This window comes from Fredinandcohnia onubensis (genome assembly GCF_002734215.1).
Classification (GTDB): domain Bacteria; phylum Bacillota; class Bacilli; order Bacillales; family Bacillaceae_L; genus Ferdinandcohnia; species Ferdinandcohnia onubensis.
This window is the reverse complement of record NZ_NSEB01000022.1, coordinates 95,215-112,821: the sequence shown is the minus strand read 5'-3', so window position 1 is coordinate 112,821 and position 17,607 is coordinate 95,215. Positions and strand designations below refer to the sequence as shown.

General features: G+C 33.3%; 12 protein-coding genes. 7 read left to right on the top strand and 5 right to left on the bottom strand.

Going from position 1 to position 17,607, the window contains the following annotated elements:
* Window positions 1–42 precede the first annotated feature (42 nt).
* From CKK03_RS21280 to CKK03_RS23880, 5 genes are all read right to left on the bottom strand, one after another.
* On the bottom strand, window positions 43–1,635 hold the full coding sequence (locus CKK03_RS21280) for a recombinase family protein (RefSeq protein ID WP_099364505.1): 1,593 nt from the start codon (window positions 1,633–1,635) through the stop codon (window positions 43–45).
* Between the two features lie 215 nt (window positions 1,636–1,850).
* The gene (locus CKK03_RS21275) at window positions 1,851–3,341 is read right to left on the bottom strand and encodes a recombinase family protein (protein WP_099364504.1); all 1,491 of its coding nucleotides are present in this window, start codon (window positions 3,339–3,341) and stop codon (window positions 1,851–1,853) included.
* Complete coding sequence (locus tag CKK03_RS21270; protein ID WP_099364503.1) at window positions 3,338–4,750, bottom strand: recombinase family protein; 1,413 nt, start codon at window positions 4,748–4,750, stop codon at window positions 3,338–3,340. Before CKK03_RS21270 ends, CKK03_RS21275 begins: the two co-directional genes overlap by 4 nt.
* The gene (locus CKK03_RS21265) at window positions 4,734–4,913 is read right to left on the bottom strand and encodes a hypothetical protein (protein ID WP_099364502.1); all 180 of its coding nucleotides are present in this window, start codon (window positions 4,911–4,913) and stop codon (window positions 4,734–4,736) included. Before CKK03_RS21265 ends, CKK03_RS21270 begins: the two co-directional genes overlap by 17 nt.
* A 347-nt stretch (window positions 4,914–5,260) precedes the next feature.
* Window positions 5,261–5,422: a hypothetical protein gene (locus CKK03_RS23880; protein ID WP_180271349.1), complete on the bottom strand. Its 162-nt coding sequence runs from the start codon at window positions 5,420–5,422 to the stop codon at window positions 5,261–5,263.
* 477 nt (window positions 5,423–5,899) lie between these two features.
* Here CKK03_RS23880 and CKK03_RS21260 point away from each other — a divergent pair, with 477 nt between their 5' ends.
* From CKK03_RS21260 to CKK03_RS21230, 7 genes are all read left to right on the top strand, one after another.
* Window positions 5,900–7,768 (top strand): N-6 DNA methylase, encoded by a 1,869-nt coding sequence (locus CKK03_RS21260; RefSeq protein WP_099364501.1) that lies wholly within the window; start codon window positions 5,900–5,902, stop codon window positions 7,766–7,768.
* Between the two features lie 34 nt (window positions 7,769–7,802).
* A complete protein-coding gene (locus CKK03_RS21255; RefSeq protein ID WP_099364500.1) occupies window positions 7,803–9,302 on the top strand; it encodes a type I restriction-modification system subunit M in 1,500 nt (499 codons plus the stop codon).
* A complete protein-coding gene (locus CKK03_RS21250) occupies window positions 9,302–10,477 on the top strand; it encodes a restriction endonuclease subunit S (RefSeq protein ID WP_099364499.1) in 1,176 nt (391 codons plus the stop codon). Before CKK03_RS21255 ends, CKK03_RS21250 begins: the two co-directional genes overlap by 1 nt.
* Window positions 10,478–10,513: 36 nt before the next feature.
* On the top strand, window positions 10,514–13,852 hold the full coding sequence (locus tag CKK03_RS21245) for a DEAD/DEAH box helicase family protein (RefSeq protein ID WP_099364498.1): 3,339 nt from the start codon (window positions 10,514–10,516) through the stop codon (window positions 13,850–13,852).
* 407 nt (window positions 13,853–14,259) lie between these two features.
* Complete coding sequence (locus CKK03_RS21240; RefSeq protein ID WP_099364497.1) at window positions 14,260–15,300, top strand: nucleotidyltransferase domain-containing protein; 1,041 nt, start codon at window positions 14,260–14,262, stop codon at window positions 15,298–15,300.
* Window positions 15,300–17,108, top strand: a complete 1,809-nt coding sequence (locus CKK03_RS21235; protein ID WP_099364496.1) for a ThiF family adenylyltransferase — start codon at window positions 15,300–15,302, stop codon at window positions 17,106–17,108. Before CKK03_RS21240 ends, CKK03_RS21235 begins: the two co-directional genes overlap by 1 nt.
* A 91-nt stretch (window positions 17,109–17,199) precedes the next feature.
* Entirely contained in the window at window positions 17,200–17,607 is a 408-nt protein-coding gene (locus CKK03_RS21230; RefSeq protein WP_099364495.1) for a Mov34/MPN/PAD-1 family protein, read from the top strand.

Sequence of the window (17,607 nt, the reverse complement as noted above, 5' to 3'; positions counted from 1 at the left end):
AAATGTCCTTTACAAGGGGTACACTTTATTGTGGGGCGTTGCCTATTCTTGTTCTTCGAAAGGATTTAAGAAGTTGTAATGTATACGTAGATTACCTTCAATACTACAGGTTACTTTATTCACCAATGAGTGCAAGACTTGAGGAGTTAAATCATTTAGAATTGAAACTTCTTTAAGCTTCTTACCTAAATCAATAGCATAGTTCTCACTTTCGCACTCTTCTAGCTTTTCTTGATACTCATTCTTTGTCTTTTCGAGTTCAGCTACTTCCTGGTCTATTTGCTTTCGATATTCTACAAGTTCTTCCCGTGAAATAATTTCGTCAGCATACATATCAAGGTAATCTTTCTTTCTTGAACGTAATCTTTTTGCCTTATTTTCTATTTTTGTTAACTCGTTGGTTATCGAAACCTTCTTTTGATTCAATCTTTTTTGCAAGCTCATCATAAATTCGTCATCTTGAATAGATCTGAACAACTCCTGTAAATCTTCTAGGATAATGTGTTTTAGTTCTTTCTCCCGGATAACTATTCTATTAGAACAGAAAGTATCACCGTACTTTATACTTCCTCCGCATCTATACCCTTTCTGATTCGCCTTGTACCACATTCCTTTTTGGCAATTTTCGCAGAACAAAACATTCGTAAATAAGTGACTTTTTGGAGCAGTAGTTGTACGTGTTCGGCTTTGAAGCATTTTTTTTACGGCCTGAAAAGTCTCCTTTGAGATAATAGGCTCGTGAGTGTTTTCTTGGATCGTAGCTTGTTCTACATCAAGATTTCTTCGTTTTGTTGTTGTTACTGAAATAGTTTCAGTTCTGTTTTGAACAAGGTCACCACAGTAATGTTGATTGGTTAAGATATTCTTAATCGTAGAAGCGTGCCATAAAGGTGATGCGTTAGACTTATTAGCAATTTGTGAAGGAGTAGGGATTTTTTCTGCTGTGAAACTTTTTGCAATTGAATCCATTCCTTTTCCATCCAAGTATTCTCTAAAAATTCGTCGAACGATTTCCGTAGTGTTATCTTCACGAATTTTGAGCTTACCGTTGTCAGAATAATATCCATAAGGTGGATTAGATCCTACAAATAATCCTCTATTAGCTTTTGTACGTTTGGCTGCCTTATTTCTACGACTGCTAGTGGCTGACTCATTTTCATACAGCCAAGCAAAAAGACCAAAGTTTTGCACGTCCCCGGTAATTGTATTAATCGAATTATCAAGACAGACAATATGAATATTATTTATCAGGCAGATATCTCGTAGTTCATACGATAATCTTCCATTACGGGCTAGTCTGGATAGTTCTTTAGCTAGTATCACGTCAAACATTCCAGCTTTTCCATCTTCAATTAATGCTTTTAAACCGGGCCTATTTCCTTTTGTTCCTGATTGTTTGTCAGTATAAATCTCAACAATCTCCCAGTTTTTTTGGGCAGCGTATTGTCTAAATAAGTCAATCTGATTATCTATAGACGTTTTTTGTGAATCCATCTCTGTGGAAACACGGGCATATACTGCACATCTCAAAACACGTTCACCACCAAAAGTAGTATAGTAATGAGATGTTGGTGGGTTTATAGGTATAGTATTGACCATATTCACTGGTCTTAATTGGGTTGCATTTATATTCATTGAAAATTCTCCTCATTTGTTTTTTTATGATGTATATTTTTCGGTATTCCGTCCATACTGATAATAATTTTTCGGTAATCCTTCCAGAATGGTATACCAATCTGGACAAAGTACCGAACAAGCCTCGAATGAAGCCCCACACTGTAGGGGGTTCTGAATTTAAACTATGTTGGCGAATGTCCGATTAGCTTAATGTTCGGTTCTTTGTCCAACAATCAACTATTGTATTTCGATACTTCATCCATTGGTGAATTAATCAGATCGGAGAAGATATTCGATTTTAAATGTAGTTGCGGCTCCTGGTCAGCAGAGAAAACAAGGTAGTCTACAAAATACAGGATGATGAGTCTTTTCTCATCTAGTCCTAATTGATGATCTAGTATTTCATTAAATCTGGAAAAGAACTGGTCCATTTCTACAAGTTTATAAGTTGTCTTTAAATTTTCTTTGCAAATCGTGTATTCTCTTAAAGAATCTTTGTATTGTTGAATAAATTCGAGTATTTTAAGCTCAAGTTCCCGGTCTTCGAGATCTCTTGCTATAATTAATTTTTCTTCGAGTTTTTGTAAGAGTTTATTTTTTGACTCAATACTTTGTTCAACTTCGATTAACATTTCGTTTATAAAGGTCAATGTCTTTGGTACAATCTGTTTGGTTGAAATCAATTCCATAACACGATTTAAAATTTCAGGAATAAACCTGTTATGAACTTCTTTAATGTCAACTTTATATTCACAAGCTTTACATACATAGAAGTGATAATTGTACTTGACGCCATTTCGTTTAGTAGAACCATTATGTGTACTTAACAACTGATTGCAATCTCTACATTTCACTTTATTTAAAAATAAAAAAGGTGTATCAATACGACCGAAAGTTTTTTGCAGATGGATGTTTTGTTTAATTAATTGAAGAAGGAAGTTGTTAATGATAGGCGGATGTGATTTTTCAAAGGTGAATTGCTTCCGCCCATCATCTTTTCTTTTATGTACTTCCCAGATCAATTTACCTGTATAAACAGGGTTTTTGAGTATGTTTTCAACTGTACTTGAACGCCAGATACCGCCTTTAGGTGAAGGAATTTCCGCTTCATTTAAGATTGAGGCTATTCTTTGTAAAGATTTACCCCAGCTAGAGAGATAAAAAATAAAGGATACTACTTCGGCATTTTCGTTAGGTTCGAGTTGTTTGTTAACTTGGTTATATCCAAAAGGTGTTTGTGATCCAGGTCTAAATGTTTCTTCGCTTTCTAAATCAGTAGTTAAGTTACCTACAGCACGTTCAGATTTCACTTCAGATTCGTGTTGGAATAACAAAAAATTCATTTTGATACTAGTGTCATCTGGATCAATTGGTTTATTCGAATCAGTTGTGTAGACTTCTAGTTCCGGCAGCTTTTCTAGCATTGGGCGATAAAAGTCAATAGTGAATGAATAACCTGTACGATCCATTCGGGAAATATCGTGAAAAATAACAGTGGGTATATTCATTTCAACCATTTTTTCCCCTAGTTTCATTAATTGTTTTCTTTGGGCTGCACGTTTGGAATAAGCACTTGTAACGTCTTCGATGTAAATCAGTTCGTCAGGAACAAAGATTTGATTTCGTTTAGCGAATTCTTGAATATGCTGTTTCTGGATCTCGACACTGTTATTTTCTTGTTGCTTATACGAAGAACGGCGAATATAAGCAAATGCTAACTTCAATGTAAATCATCTCCTTTTATAATGTATTGGGACTGAAAATCTTGGAGATAGTCAAATTTGCTAACTTCTATGTTTACCTCATTCGGATAAACAAATAATGTTCGAATAAGCATAGACGTTAGAAAAAAGGGGCTTGTTTGCCTGCATTTTTGCAAATAATCTTTCACTAGTTTTACTAAGCTCTCATTTTCTAACAAAAGGTACTCCTTTTCTTCTATTTGGTTAAGGAAATCCTTTTGTATGTTCTCTAATTTAGTTAAATCAACATAGTGAGGTTTCTCTTTCCAACTAGTAAGATCATCAGTTTCAAAAATGATTTTCTCCAACAATTTATTTTTTTTTACTTCCAATGATTTCAGTTCTGCATCAACATTTTTGCGAATTAAATGGAAGAAGTGCTTAGAATCTTTAAGTAGTAGTTCTGTATTTAGGTGCTCAATGATTTTCTCTAGCAACTTATTAATAATAAGAGATAAATCTTCAGTTCCTATTAGAGTTTTTGAGTGTTTTCGTGAGCACGAGTACCAGGCTTTTTCAGCTGGGATATTCATATGAAATTTCATTGGCTCCCTACAAATGCCACAACTCACATTGTAAATATCTTGATTCCTTAAAGAGCGTTCAATCTCTTGATATGTTAATAGCAAGGTATTATGAGCTTGTAACTCTTTGAATCCCTCATAACTTAGATAAGGTTCTACGTGTGAAAGTTTGTTCTTCCCTGTAGTCAAGTCATATCCTGCATAAAAAGGATCCTTAGCAATTTTTATTAGTTGATTTGTAGTAGTTTTAAGGATTTTTTTATACTCGTTTAGGGTTTTTTCCAACTCAGTGTGTGTTGTAACCTTTTTGATTACAGTAAAGAATTGGAGTAAAGCATCCTTTTTACTAGGATCCTTAGTGTACTGCTTGTTTTCTTTTTGTTTTATGTACCCAAGCTTACGAGGTGGATATCTTTTTCTTGCTTCTTCAGTTCGCCTAGCAATGTTTTTTCCCTCAACATCACTTACAATGTTCATTACGCCTTCAAGAAGTGTGCTATCTGTTGCCTGTTGATGACCATTCCCAGCTGATGTAAAGAAAATTTTTACATTATGTTTTTTACACAGAGAAACAAAATAATTTGACTCATAAAAGTCCCGGAACAATCTTGAGCGGTCAAAGGCATAGACAATATCAACTTGATTATTAATAATTAAGTTGATTAGTTTTTTCATTTGTGGCCGATGCTCAATATCAAGTTTGTTAGCAGAAACTCCATCCTCATTGAATATTAAAATCTCACCAGGAATGTATTTTTTACGATACATAGAATCAGCTGATTCCTGCATAGATAAATCCTGGTTAGTGGTGCTCACTCTCCGAAAAAAGACCTTATACTTGTTTTTAGTTTTAATTGTTTGAACCATTATTGCTTCTTTCCTTTACAATTTCTTGATAAAGTAACTTCGCCTGAAGCCTTGGATGAACATCTAATTGCTCAACAATAATTCGTTGGATTAAATGCTGCATCCAAGTATCTGCTACAGGGTTTAGCTCTGAATTCATTTGAATATTAATTTTCTTCCGCATAAACACACCTCCGCTTTTCATCTTTGACGGAATGAGGTGTGTTTTATACGGTTAAGCAAGATAATTAACTATTTCTTGATTCCTAATCAGTCAAATATTAAATCAAATCTTAGTTGAACAGATTCTTCTTTATCTGTTTGCTTAATAAGTATTTGGATAATTCCTTTCTCCTGACCAGGGAAAGACTTAATGTTTTGTTCTTTCATTGTTCATCCTCCCAGATTTATAAGCGAGAAATTGCTGCAGTAGGAACGGAGATAAGTAGCCTTCTTCCTGAAGCCTTACTAATTTTTCTGTAAAGTGGTTATGATTTAATCTCGCTAATGGAAAATCTTGCTCTGTATTTCTCAAGCACATTCACTTCCTAACTGTTTATTCTTATCTAATAGATTTTTTTCTTTAGAGGGTTGATCTATCATTCTTTCTAACTCCGAAACTAATAAATCTTGGATAATAGTTCTTGCATTAAGTGCATTTTTCTGTGATGAATAGCAACGTATAACTTTCAAGTAAATCTCTCTCCTCGTTTTAGTGATATATGTTCGAAAAATGGATGTAACTAAAACTCAATACTGATTCTTATATGTAAGTACTAATTTATTGATTAAGTTATTTCCAAATTTCTTGCTTTAAAATTTTCAAACGGATTATATTCTTTAACTTTTTCTAAAAACAAGGTTTTGCAAAAAAAAGTTAAAATTTTTTTATCAATATATGAAAACAATAAGACTGATCCTAGTTTTTTAGAATTGCATAATTGGATTCTGTATTTTATTAGGACTAGTATTTTAATGGGCTGGAGTTGTTCATAAATCTCATAATATTAATGCTCAACTTATAGATAATTCTTTACTGTAATTATTAAATCTTATATAATATCCACGAAGGTTATAAATATAATACAAAAACTTAGTATTGACTATACTAAGTTTTTGTATTATATTTATATTAACGGAATAAGGAACCTACTCTGGGAGGAGATAAATTTGGAGGAGAAAACAAAAGGTGCTAAAGAAGTATACGAAGTAATTAGAACAACAAATTTTACAAATGGTGTTTTTAACAATCCGGAAACAGCTTTACTTACAACAGGTACAATTCTAGCTGTAGCAAAACAAAATAGTTCAGAATTTTCGAAGGTAATCCAAAGTCAAAATATTTTTGAAAAAGTGGAAAAGATGATTATTGACTTACCAATTGAAGAATATTTTAAAAATTTAATGATAGAAGTGTTTAAAAATACTTTTTCCGCAAAGTACATAAATGCTTTAATAGATGTCCTTCTATACGTCGAACAGAATATAAAAAGTAAATTATTAGGAGAAGTTTTTGATGGATTAATCGAATCAGTAGGAATGGAAAGTCGAAATTTATTCTTGACACCACAAAGTATTAATAAGATTTCAACAAAATATTTAATAGATCAGAATTCTAAATATATCACTTTCCACGATGGAACAGCAGGATTTGGTCAAACTGCAATGATGTTAGCCAAAGAGGTTCCAAATATCCGTTTAGCTCTACAAGAAATCAACTCTACGGCTGCAACTGTATTACGTTTAAGACTATTCTTAAATGACATTGAAGCAAAAGTTGTAGTAGACGATTTAATAAAAAGTCCAGCCTATGTAGAAGGGAATAAACTTGTTCAATTTGATAGAGTGTTTATGGCTCCACCATTTGGACTTCGTTTAACAGAAGAACAACAAATTGATATGAAATATGATCCATTTAACCGATTTGTTTATGGAATTCCTCCACGTTCCCAAGGTGATTTAACATTTTTAAGCTGTGGTTTAAGTGCAACGAAAGAAGATGGGAAAGCCGCTTTCTTATTACCTATGGGTGTTTTATTTAGAGGTGGTCCTGAAAAAGATATCCGTCAACGTTTGATTGACTTTGATGTAATAGAAGCAGTCGTTTCTTTACCATCATTACTACAACCGTACACAAGTATTAAAACGGTGCTTTTACTTTGCAATAAAAATAAACCGGAATCACGTAAAGGTAAAATTTTAATGGTAAACGCCGAAGATTTAGGTGAAACATTTAATAGACGTGATGTTATTTTAAGTGAGGAAAAAATTGATTTGATTAATGATATAATCTCTACGGGTAAAGAAGTCGAAGAGATTAGCCGTTTTATTACAAAGGATGAAATTAAATTAGCACAATTGACACCAAGTAACTATATTTATAAAACTGAAACACAAGTCAGTGAATTTGGAACTGTCTCAATTGATATCGATGCAATTAATAACGTCTTAACGAAGCCATTATCAGATTTAGTTGATTTTTACCGTGGATATAATGCCTCAGCAAAAGATGAGAATGAAAGCGGAGAATACGCAGTATTAAAAATTTCTGATATTCAAGATGGTGAGGTAATTTTAGAAGGAGTAACACGTTATTCTATTAAGAACAATGCTAAAATCGATAATAACCGCATTCAACAAGGGGATGTTTTATTATCTGTTCGTGGCGTCAATCGTAAAGCTGCGTTATTTACAAGTGATCGTGATGATGTTTTATTGTCTCAAAACTTTGCTGGCATTCGCTGTAGTGAGTTGCTGGACCCGAAATTTTTACTATTATACTTAGAATCACCGATAGCACAATTCTACTTCGATAAACATACTACAGGTACCACTATTATGACTTTATCAATGAAGGATTTAAAAGAGCTACCTGTTCCGTTTGTACCATTAGACGAACAGAGAAAAGTTGTTGAAACATTCGAGGTTGAACAACGTAAAATTAATGAAGAATTGGCACGCCTAGAAGCACGTCAAAAGAAACTTAAGCTTGAAGTATATGAAGCAATGGGAATCAATAAGGCCTTTACACTTATGTAGAGGCTAGGGATTTTCAAATAAAGGAGGAATTTTAATGATTACAGGTGAAATTAAAAATAAAATTGATGGGATTTGGACAACCCTTTGGACAGAAGGAAATACAAACCCATTAACAAATATCGAACAATTAACATATTTACTATTCATTAAAGGTTTAGATGAAAGTGAATTACGTAAAGAAAACGAAGCTACTTTTTTAGGTTTAGAGTATAAAGGAATTTTTTCTAAAATGCCAGATGATTTTAATGAACTTCAAAAAGAGCATTGGCCGAAAATGCGATGGACACAATTTAAGCAATTACCATCGGAAGAAATGCATCTAGTAATGGTAAATACAATTTTCCCATTCATTAAAACATTAGGTGGTAAAGAGGATTCCGCATTCTCAAAATATATGAAAGACGCTTCGTTCCTTATTAATAAGCCGGCCACACTTCAAAAAGTTGTAACAGCACTTGATAGCATCCCAATGGAAGACCGTGATACACAAGGAGATATTTATGAGTATTTATTATCAAAGTTACAAACATCCGGTACAAATGGTCAATTCCGTACACCACGTCACATCATTAATATGATGGTGGAATTAATGAGACCAACACCGGAAGATGTAATTATTGATCCTGCAATGGGTTCAGCTGGCTTCTTGGTATCAGCAAGTGAATATTTACGCAAAAACTATTCAGATTTATTCCTTGTCCAAGGATTAAAGGAACATTTCCATAACACTATGTTTTATGGAAATGATATGGATACAACAATGCTACGAATTGGTGCAATGAATATGATGCTACACGGTGTTGATGCACCAAATATTGAGTATCGTGATTCTTTATCAGAAGACAATAAGGATATTGAAAAATATACGTTAATACTGGCAAATCCACCATTTACAGGATCTCTTGATTATGAATCTGTATCGAATGACTTATTGAAAATAGAGAAAACAAAGAAAACCGAATTACTTTTCTTATCTCTTTTCTTACGTATTTTAAAACCTGGAGGACGTGCAGCAGTAATAGTACCAGATGGTGTATTATTTGGTAGCACCAAAGCAAATAAAGCAATTCGCAAAGAAATCATAGAAAACAACAAACTAGAGGCAATTATTTCAATGCCAAGTGGTGTATTTAAGCCTTATTCTGGGGTATCGACGGGAATTATGATTTTCACTAAAACAGGTACTGGTGGAACTGATAGTGTGTGGTTCTATGATATGAAATCGGATGGCTTTACACTGAACGATAATCGTACACCAATTGAAAAAAATGATATTGATGACATTATTTCCCGTTTTGGTAATTTAGAAGGTGAAACAGAACGTCTGCGTACGGAACAATCATTCTTTGTGTCACTAGATGAAATTCGTGAGCAAGGATATGATTTATCAATTAATAGGTATAAAGAGATTGAGTATGAGGAAATTGAATATAAATTACCAATTGAAATAATTAATAGTATTGAACTAATGGAACAAGAAATCTTAAAAGATATAACAAGCTTAAAAGAAATGCTACTACAAGGTGATGAATAATGAAAAATAACCAACAGAAGTTGAAAAAATTCATTAAACAAATAAGAGGGATTTCTTATAAACCTCATCAAGTAATTGATGAGGCGAAAGAAGGATACATTCCATTATTAAGGGCAACTAATATTTTGGAAGGAAATTTAGATTTTGAAAATGTCTTATATGTTGAAGAATCGTTAGTTAAAGAAGAACAGTTATTACAAATGGGTGATATTTTAATGGCTGCTTCTAGTGGTAGTTTAAAAGCAATAGGAAAATCAGCATCGTTTAATATTAATGGTAAATACACTTTTGGTGCATTTTGTAAGGTTATTCGTCCAATAAAAATTCAAGCAGATTATTTAGCACATTTCTTTAATACATCTAAGTTTAGAAAAACTATTCAAAGTCAGATTAATGGTGCAAATATTAAAAATATAAAGAATGAACACATAGATAATTTAAGTATTTTCATTCCCGATTCTTATAGACAATCTAAAATCGTCAATATATTAAATTTAGCTAAAAATTTAATTAATAAACGCCAATCTCAAATCTTAGCATTAGATGAATTAATTGATTCGTATTTTTATGAAACCTTAAAGAACGATTTAAGACCAATTTCACTTGAGGACTTGATAGTAAGTACTCAAAACGGTATGTCTAGACGTGGAGAAGATGAAAATGGCCAAATTGTATTAAAATTAAAAAATGTTAAAAATAATGAAGTGAATTTTGACACTGTTAATAGAATTTATTTAAAGGAAAAAGAAAGGGAAACCTATGAATTAAATGAGCAGGATTTATTAGTAGTCCGTGTTAATGGTAATCCAAAGTATGTAGGAAGAAGTGCTGTATTTAAAGGTTATGGTGAACCAGTATTCTTCAATGATCATATTATTAGAGTTGCAGTAGCAAATGTTAATGTAGAATATTTATCCTATCTCTTAAATAGTAACCTAGGGATTTCAGAAATTCAAAAAAACATTAAAACTTCTGCTGGCCAATATACAATTAGTCGTGATGGATTAAATAAAATAAGATTAAGACTTCCTAATGAGAATCTTCAAAATGAATTTAAAAGAAGGAAAGATATCATTGATTTGAAAAAAGCTAAGTTAATGGACTCTCTAGAAGAATTGGAAATGTTATATAATTCATTACTTCAAAAAGCTTTTAGAGGTGAATTAATCCAATAGCAGATAATGAAAATTATTCACAAAGGAGATGAAGAAATGTCGAACTTTGGATTCTTACAGGATAAAAGGACGTTTAGTAACTTTGCAACTGCTTGTACGGAAGCAGAGAAAGCAATGCAAGTTAGTCCAGCTACGTGTGCTATATTAACACGACGGGCACTGGAACTCGCAGTAAAATGGGTATATCAATTTGATAATGCTGTGAAAATTCCATATCAAGATAATCTATCAAGCTTGATTCACGATCGTCATTTCCTTGGTATCATTGATGAAGAACTATTGCCGATGTTGAAATATATTGTGAAGTTGGGGAATGCTGCTGTACATACGAATATAGCGATTACACGTGATGATGCTGTTTTATCTTTACATAATTTACATCAGTTTATTTCGTGGATTGATTATTGCTATTCAGAGGAATATACAGCAACGGATTTTGATGAATCATTGCTTTATTCATCAGAGTATAAACGTGAACGCCCTGAAGAGCTTAACGATTTATATGAAAAGTTAAGTGCTAAAGATAAATCATTAGAAGATTTACGTAAACAAAATGAAGAACTTCGTTTGAAGTTAACAGCTAATCGTCAAGCACAGCAAGAGGATTACAGTTTCCAAGTCGATGAAATTTCTGAGATTGAAACACGTAAGCGTTACATTGATTTAGATTTAAAAATGGCTGGCTGGGAAATTGGCAAAAATGTAATAGTTGAATATCCTGTGCAAGGAATGCCAAACAAAACAGGAGAAGGGTTTGTTGATTATGTATTGCTTGGAACTAACGGCAAAGTGTTAGCTGTTGTTGAAGCAAAACGCACTTCAAGGGACGCTAAAGTTGGTCGTCAACAAGCAAAATTATATGCAGATAGTATTGAGGAAGCACAACAAATTCGACCAGTTATTTACTATACAAATGGCTTTGAAACATATATTTGGCACGACGATTATTCAGCACGTCGTACATCCGGTTTTTATACACAAGACGAGTTGCAACTAATCGTTGATCGTCGAAAGTTGAAGAAACCATTATCAAATATTGAAATTAACGAAGAAATTACAAACCGTTACTATCAAAAAGAAGCTATTCTAGCTGTGTGTGATGCATTTAGTCATAATCAGCGTAAAGCCTTGCTTGTGATGGCAACTGGTAGCGGGAAAACACGTACAGCAATTTCATTAGTAGATGTGTTAACCAATCATTATTGGATTAAAAATGTTTTGTTTTTGGCTGACCGAAAATCACTTGTGAAGCAAGCATTTCGTAACTTTAACACGCTATTACCAAATTTATCGTTGTGTAATATGCTAGAGAAAAAGTCTAATCCTGAAGAAGCACGTATGGTATTTTCAACGTATCCAACGATGATGAATGCGATTGATGAAGTGAAAAGAAAAGATGGTAATCGTTTATTTACAGTTGGTCATTTCGATTTAATTATTATTGATGAATCGCACCGATCCATTTATCAAAAGTATAAAAGTATTTTTGATTACTTTGATGGAATGTTAGTTGGTTTAACTGCAACACCAAAAGATGAATTAGACAAGAATACCTATACTATTTTTGATTTAGAAAATGGTGTACCAACCTTTTCATATGAGCTTGCTAAAGCGGTAGAAGACAAGTTTTTAGTAGATTATCGTACACGTGAGACAACATTAAAGATTTTGGATGATGGAATTCGTTATGATGATTTATCGAAAGAGCAACAAGAAGAGTTTGATGAAATTTTCGAAGACGAGCCAAACGTAAAAGATATTGATAGTTCAGCTATTAATAATTTTGTTTTTAATAAAAATACAATTGATCACGTTTTGCAAGATTTAATGGAAAACGGTATTAAAGTAGAAGGTGGAGATAAATTAGGCAAAACTATTATTTTTGCGAAGAATCATAAACACGCAATAGCGATTAAAGAACGCTTTGATGTAAAATTCCCTGAGTTCGGTGGTAACTTTGCAGAAGTAATTGATTACAGCGTTGAATATTATCAAAACCTTATTGATGACTTCTCGGATAAAAATAAAATGCCCCAGATTGCTATTTCTGTCGATATGCTAGATACAGGGATTGATGTACCAGAAGTAGTGAATTTAGTATTCTTTAAAAAGGTTCGTTCAAAAACAAAGTTCTGGCAGATGATAGGTCGTGGTACACGTTTATGCAAAGATTTATTCGGTCCTGGAATGGATAAAGAGTATTTCCTAATTTTTGATTATTTGCGTAACTTTGAGTATTTCCGTGCTAATGAAAAAGGAGAAGAAGCGAAAATCACACAAACCTTAACAGAGAAGTTATTCAATTCTAAAGTGGATATTGTAAGAGAGCTTCAAGATGTACAGTACCAAGTTGAACCATATACAGGATATCGTGAGCAACTATTAAAAGAGATTTTAGCGGATGTACGTGCTTTAAATGATCAAAACTTCCGGGTACGTCAATATTTACAATTTGTGCATAAATATCAAAATACGGATAACTGGAAAGCTTTATCTGTTATTCAAACGAATGAAATAAAAGAAAATGTATCACCATTAATTACACCGATTCAAGATGATGAGTTAGCTAAGAGGTTCGACTTACTAATGTTAACGATTGAACTAGCTAGCTTACAATCAAATAACGCGACACAGTCAATTCGCCGTGTTGTTGAAACTGCTGAAGCACTTTCGAAATTAGGCACGATTCCAGCAGTCGAGGCACAAAAAGAAATTATTGATGAAGTGAGAACAAATGAGTTTTGGCAAGAGGCTTCTATTACTGATTTGGAAAAAGCTCGTGAAGCATTAAGGGGGTTAATACGCTATATTGAACACTCACAACAAAAAATTTATTATACAGATTTTAAAGATGAAGTAATGGTAGTGAAAGAAAACGCATCGATTCTAAATGTGAATGATCTTCAAAGCTATCGGAAAAAGGTGGAACACTATTTAAAAGAGAATCAGCACGAAGATACACTGGCGATTTATAAGTTGCGTAACAATAAGGAGTTAACGAAACAAGATGTAGAGTATTTAGAGAATATTTTATGGAATGAATTAGGTTCAAAAGAACAATACGAAAAAGACTTTGGTGATACCCCAATAACAAAACTTGTACGTAATATTGTTGGTTTGGATCGCAAAGCTGCTATTGAAGCATTTTCTACGTTCATATCGCAAGAAAACTTAAATCTACAACAAACGAAATTTGTTGAGTTAATCATTGATTATGTTGTGAAAAACGGTACTCTTGAACGCCAAGCATTGCAGCAAGATCCATTCACCACATTAGGTGGTATTACAGTTGTCTTTAAAGATGAATTGCCAAAAGCAAAAGGGATTTTGGATATCGTTGATATGATTAACCGTAATGCGGAGGAAATATCTTAGGAATTTTTTAAAAATATATTAACTAGAAAAAGCAGACTACTAAGAGAAACAGCAATGTAACTTTAATAGAGGTCTGCTTTTTTTCATTTTCTAAAATAAGTTGGAATCTTTAAAAACAGAAAAATTTTATAAAATGTATAGATTAATACGAAAAAAGATCCCAAAAATCTATTTTGGAATCTTTTAGGTTAACAAATGACAATCTAAATTGCCCTTTACAAGCAATAGGTTACATTTGCTACACCAGTCGTACAATTATGATGTTCTTAACTTTGAGGAATTATACATTATTAAATAAATATTTAAGCAAGCATATTTTTAGTATAATTATATTTTTAATGCGAACATTCATTCTGGTGTATGGTATAATTTAGGTGAATATATAGAAAATATTGGGAGGGATAGATATGGCCGATTGTAGAACTCAGTTCAACAAGTTTCACGAAAATATCAAACTTAAAGAAGAAAATGAGATTCTAAAAGACAAAAGAGATATCATTATCAAAAAGCTAAATGAAAAGTTATCAGAGCAAACAGATTATGAATTCAGCGTTTTTAACCAAGGTTCGTACGCGATGCATACTGGAATTAAACCGCTAGATGATGATTACGACATTGATGTAGGTTTATATTTCGAAATATCTAAAGATGACGTTGATCCAATCCCGGCAAAAATGTGGGTTTATAATGCTCTAGAAGGACATACAAAAGATGTAAAGATAAAGAAACCTTGTGTAACTGTTACTTATGCGGCTGGGTACCACGTAGATGTTACAGTTTACGCAGCAAATAACAGTGATGGAAAAGTATATCTTGCAAAAGGAAAACCAACTAGTAATGCAGAGGATAAGTCTTGGGACGAATCAAATCCCAAAGACCTAATTAAAGAAATACGAGATAACTTAACTATTGAAGATGATCGAAAACAATTTAGAAGAGTTGTGCGTTATCTCAAGAGATGGAAAGATATTAAGTTCACATCTGTTAATGGTAAACCAACGGGTATTGCTTTGACCTCTTGCGTCTATCATTGGCTTAATATTCAAAAAGAAACAGATCTATTTGATGGTAAAGTAACATACAAAGATTTAGATGCGTTGATAAACATTGTTTCTAATATGATTTCTAATTTTGTGGATGAGCCTGTTTTGGTAGATGGGGAATATCAGTATATGCCTAGATTAAGAGTTTACCTCCCGGTTGATCCGAAACCAGAGTTATTCGAAAAGATGACTCATAAGCAGATGAAAACTTTTAAAGAAAAGTTAGAAGATCTATTGGAAGCATTGGAAGATGCAAAGGAGAAAACGGATCCTACTGAAGCAGCGGAGATATTACAAAACCAATTTGGAGATGATTTCCCTATCCCGACCAAATCCGCAACAGGAAAAAAAGCTACGGCCGCTGCTGTTATTACTAGTTCTGAGTCTGCGAGTGAGATGGGTTAATGGGAATAAACCTAGAATTAATCAAAGCAGAATTAGAAGAAATTGATCAAAAACTTATCTTTTCGTTTAACATATTGGATAAGGTAGATTCGAAAAGATATTTGGGGTGTACAAGCCTAGCAGAGATAGAAGTTGAGATTTTGGGGGAACTAGCAGTAATAACGGTTGGTTTCCCCGAAAATTTCCCAAATGAAATACCAAAGTTCTATGACAGCAATAACCTGTTCGGAGATATTCCTCACAAGTTATCTAGCGGTTTCTTGTGTTTTACTAGAAGTGAATCACTTCTTATAGATGTGAGGCACCCGGCTTCAATTCTATTAAACTGTTTAGAAAAGGTTATAAAGTTGATAGAAGTTGGTGTAAAAGGAGAAAACAAAGATGATTTTGTGAAAGAGTTTGAAGTCTATTGGCCTTCCGCTCTGACTATATATGCCCATATCGATACAACAGTACCAACGGTAAGGGAATTAAATTTATGGAGTACTAAAATAGATAAAAATTATCTTATGGTTGCTACTGAAAAAGTAGAATCGTTAGATGAAACTATTAATATTGTTTTCGGCTTAGATGTAAACAAAGCAGTTAGGTATAGATGTATTTACATTCCTTTGAAAGAGGGAACTTTTTTATTACCCCCTTTAAATGATGAATGGAGTTTTACAGAATTAAAGGATAATATTTTCTCCAATCTTTCAGGGCAAAATAAAAAAGAGTTCAACCGAATAGTGAATAGGTCGACTAAAGATGTTCATCCAATTTTTGAGTATGTGATTGTTGGTTTACCCAATTCGAATGGGAATGTTTCATTGTTCGGCTGTGGGATAGATGGGAATGTTATTAACCTAAATTCATTCAAGAAAAAAACCAAAGTAAAGAAGCATATACATCCATTTGTTATGAGACCTAAAGATACTGAATTGTATCCAGCTAAAATTAAGCGGTGGCATCCCGAATACCTCTTAAACAGAACCGGTGGGAATCGAAAGTTGAAGGATAAACACATATTAATCGCTGGTGTAGGTTCTGTAGGTAGTGAAGTTGCTTTACGCTTTGCCAAAGCTGGCGTTAAAAAGTTAACATTGGTTGATTTTGATGATATGGCGTTTGAAAATGTTCATCGTCACGTGCTTGGGATGGATAAAGTTTTTCTTGCTAACGATGAACTTTTCTATGACTGCCCAAAAGTATGGGGGGTGAAATCGGAGATAAATAGAAAATATCCATTTACTGAGGTTGAAACTCACTGGAAAAGCATTTTCTCTGTTATGGATGAAGTGAAAATAAGCAAAAGTGATATTGATTTAATTGTTATTGCTATTGGTTCTCCTAACAATGAAATGAGGATTAACCGGAAACTGTTTGATATTCCTGACCCACCACCAACAATTTATACTTGGGTTGAACCGCTCGGTATAGGAGGCCATACCCTAGTCACGTTAAACGGAGAAAAGGAAGGATGTTATCTGTGTTTATTTAAAGCTGATGAGGAATCGCCTATATATAACCGCTCGGCCTTTGCTCAACCGGGACAAGACTTTTCTAAAACAATTACAGGGTGTGGTTCGATATTCACCCCTTACAACTTTTTAGACAGTGAGCGTTCAGCTATGTTAACAGTGGAGACAGGTATAAAGGTGTTGATGGGAAAAATAAAGGGGAACCCCTTGTTATCTTGGAAGGGTGAGGATGAACTTTTTAAGGAAAATGGTTATAAAACAACTATCAGATACACTTTTTCCAATGAAGAGTTAAATGAGAGGAAACATCTATACAAAAATGATAATTGTTTAGTATGTTCCAATTAAGGAGTGGATATGCATCGACAGTAGAAACGAAGAAATTTATTTATTACCGAATGATAGAACATTGTATATCCGACCAGAAGCCATAGAAAAAATGTTTAAATATAAACAGGTGAGATGGTCGGATACAGAAGCTGGTGGAATACTCATTGGAAGAATACTAGAGGAAGACAATAATATCATAATAGATGATGTGTCTGAACCAATGCCAAGAGATAAAAGAAAAAGAACTCGCTTCAGTAGAAAACCTGATGGGCATCAAGAGTATATGAATGATGCATTTGAAAGAGAGGAAGGGTGTTGCTTCTATCTTGGGGAGTGGCACACCCACCCTCAAAGAATACCTGTACCTTCATCTATAGACAGGAAAGATTGGAAACGATTATTAAAAGTAGGATTCGAATCCGGATCTCTATTCTTCGTAATAGTAGGTATTGATAAAATGAAGGTATGGTATGGGGACGGAGAGAAGGCGACCGTAGTTGAACTAAAGAGGAGGTAA

Excerpts from the sequence above, each read along its gene's own strand:
- CKK03_RS21235 (WP_099364496.1), top strand. The coding sequence starts at position 15,300 with ATGGGAATAAACCTAGAATTAATCAAAGCAGAATTAGAAGAAATTGAT.
- CKK03_RS21280 (WP_099364505.1), bottom strand. The coding sequence starts at position 1,635 with ATGAATATAAATGCAACCCAATTAAGACCAGTGAATATGGTCAATACT.
- CKK03_RS21255 (WP_099364500.1), top strand. The coding sequence starts at position 7,803 with ATGATTACAGGTGAAATTAAAAATAAAATTGATGGGATTTGGACAACC.
- CKK03_RS21250 (WP_099364499.1), top strand. The coding sequence starts at position 9,302 with ATGAAAAATAACCAACAGAAGTTGAAAAAATTCATTAAACAAATAAGA.
- CKK03_RS21270 (WP_099364503.1), bottom strand. The coding sequence starts at position 4,750 with ATGGTTCAAACAATTAAAACTAAAAACAAGTATAAGGTCTTTTTTCGG.
- CKK03_RS21230 (WP_099364495.1), top strand. The coding sequence starts at position 17,200 with ATGTTTAAATATAAACAGGTGAGATGGTCGGATACAGAAGCTGGTGGA.
- CKK03_RS21265 (WP_099364502.1), bottom strand. The coding sequence starts at position 4,913 with ATGCGGAAGAAAATTAATATTCAAATGAATTCAGAGCTAAACCCTGTA.
- CKK03_RS21240 (WP_099364497.1), top strand. The coding sequence starts at position 14,260 with ATGGCCGATTGTAGAACTCAGTTCAACAAGTTTCACGAAAATATCAAA.
- CKK03_RS21245 (WP_099364498.1), top strand. The coding sequence starts at position 10,514 with ATGTCGAACTTTGGATTCTTACAGGATAAAAGGACGTTTAGTAACTTT.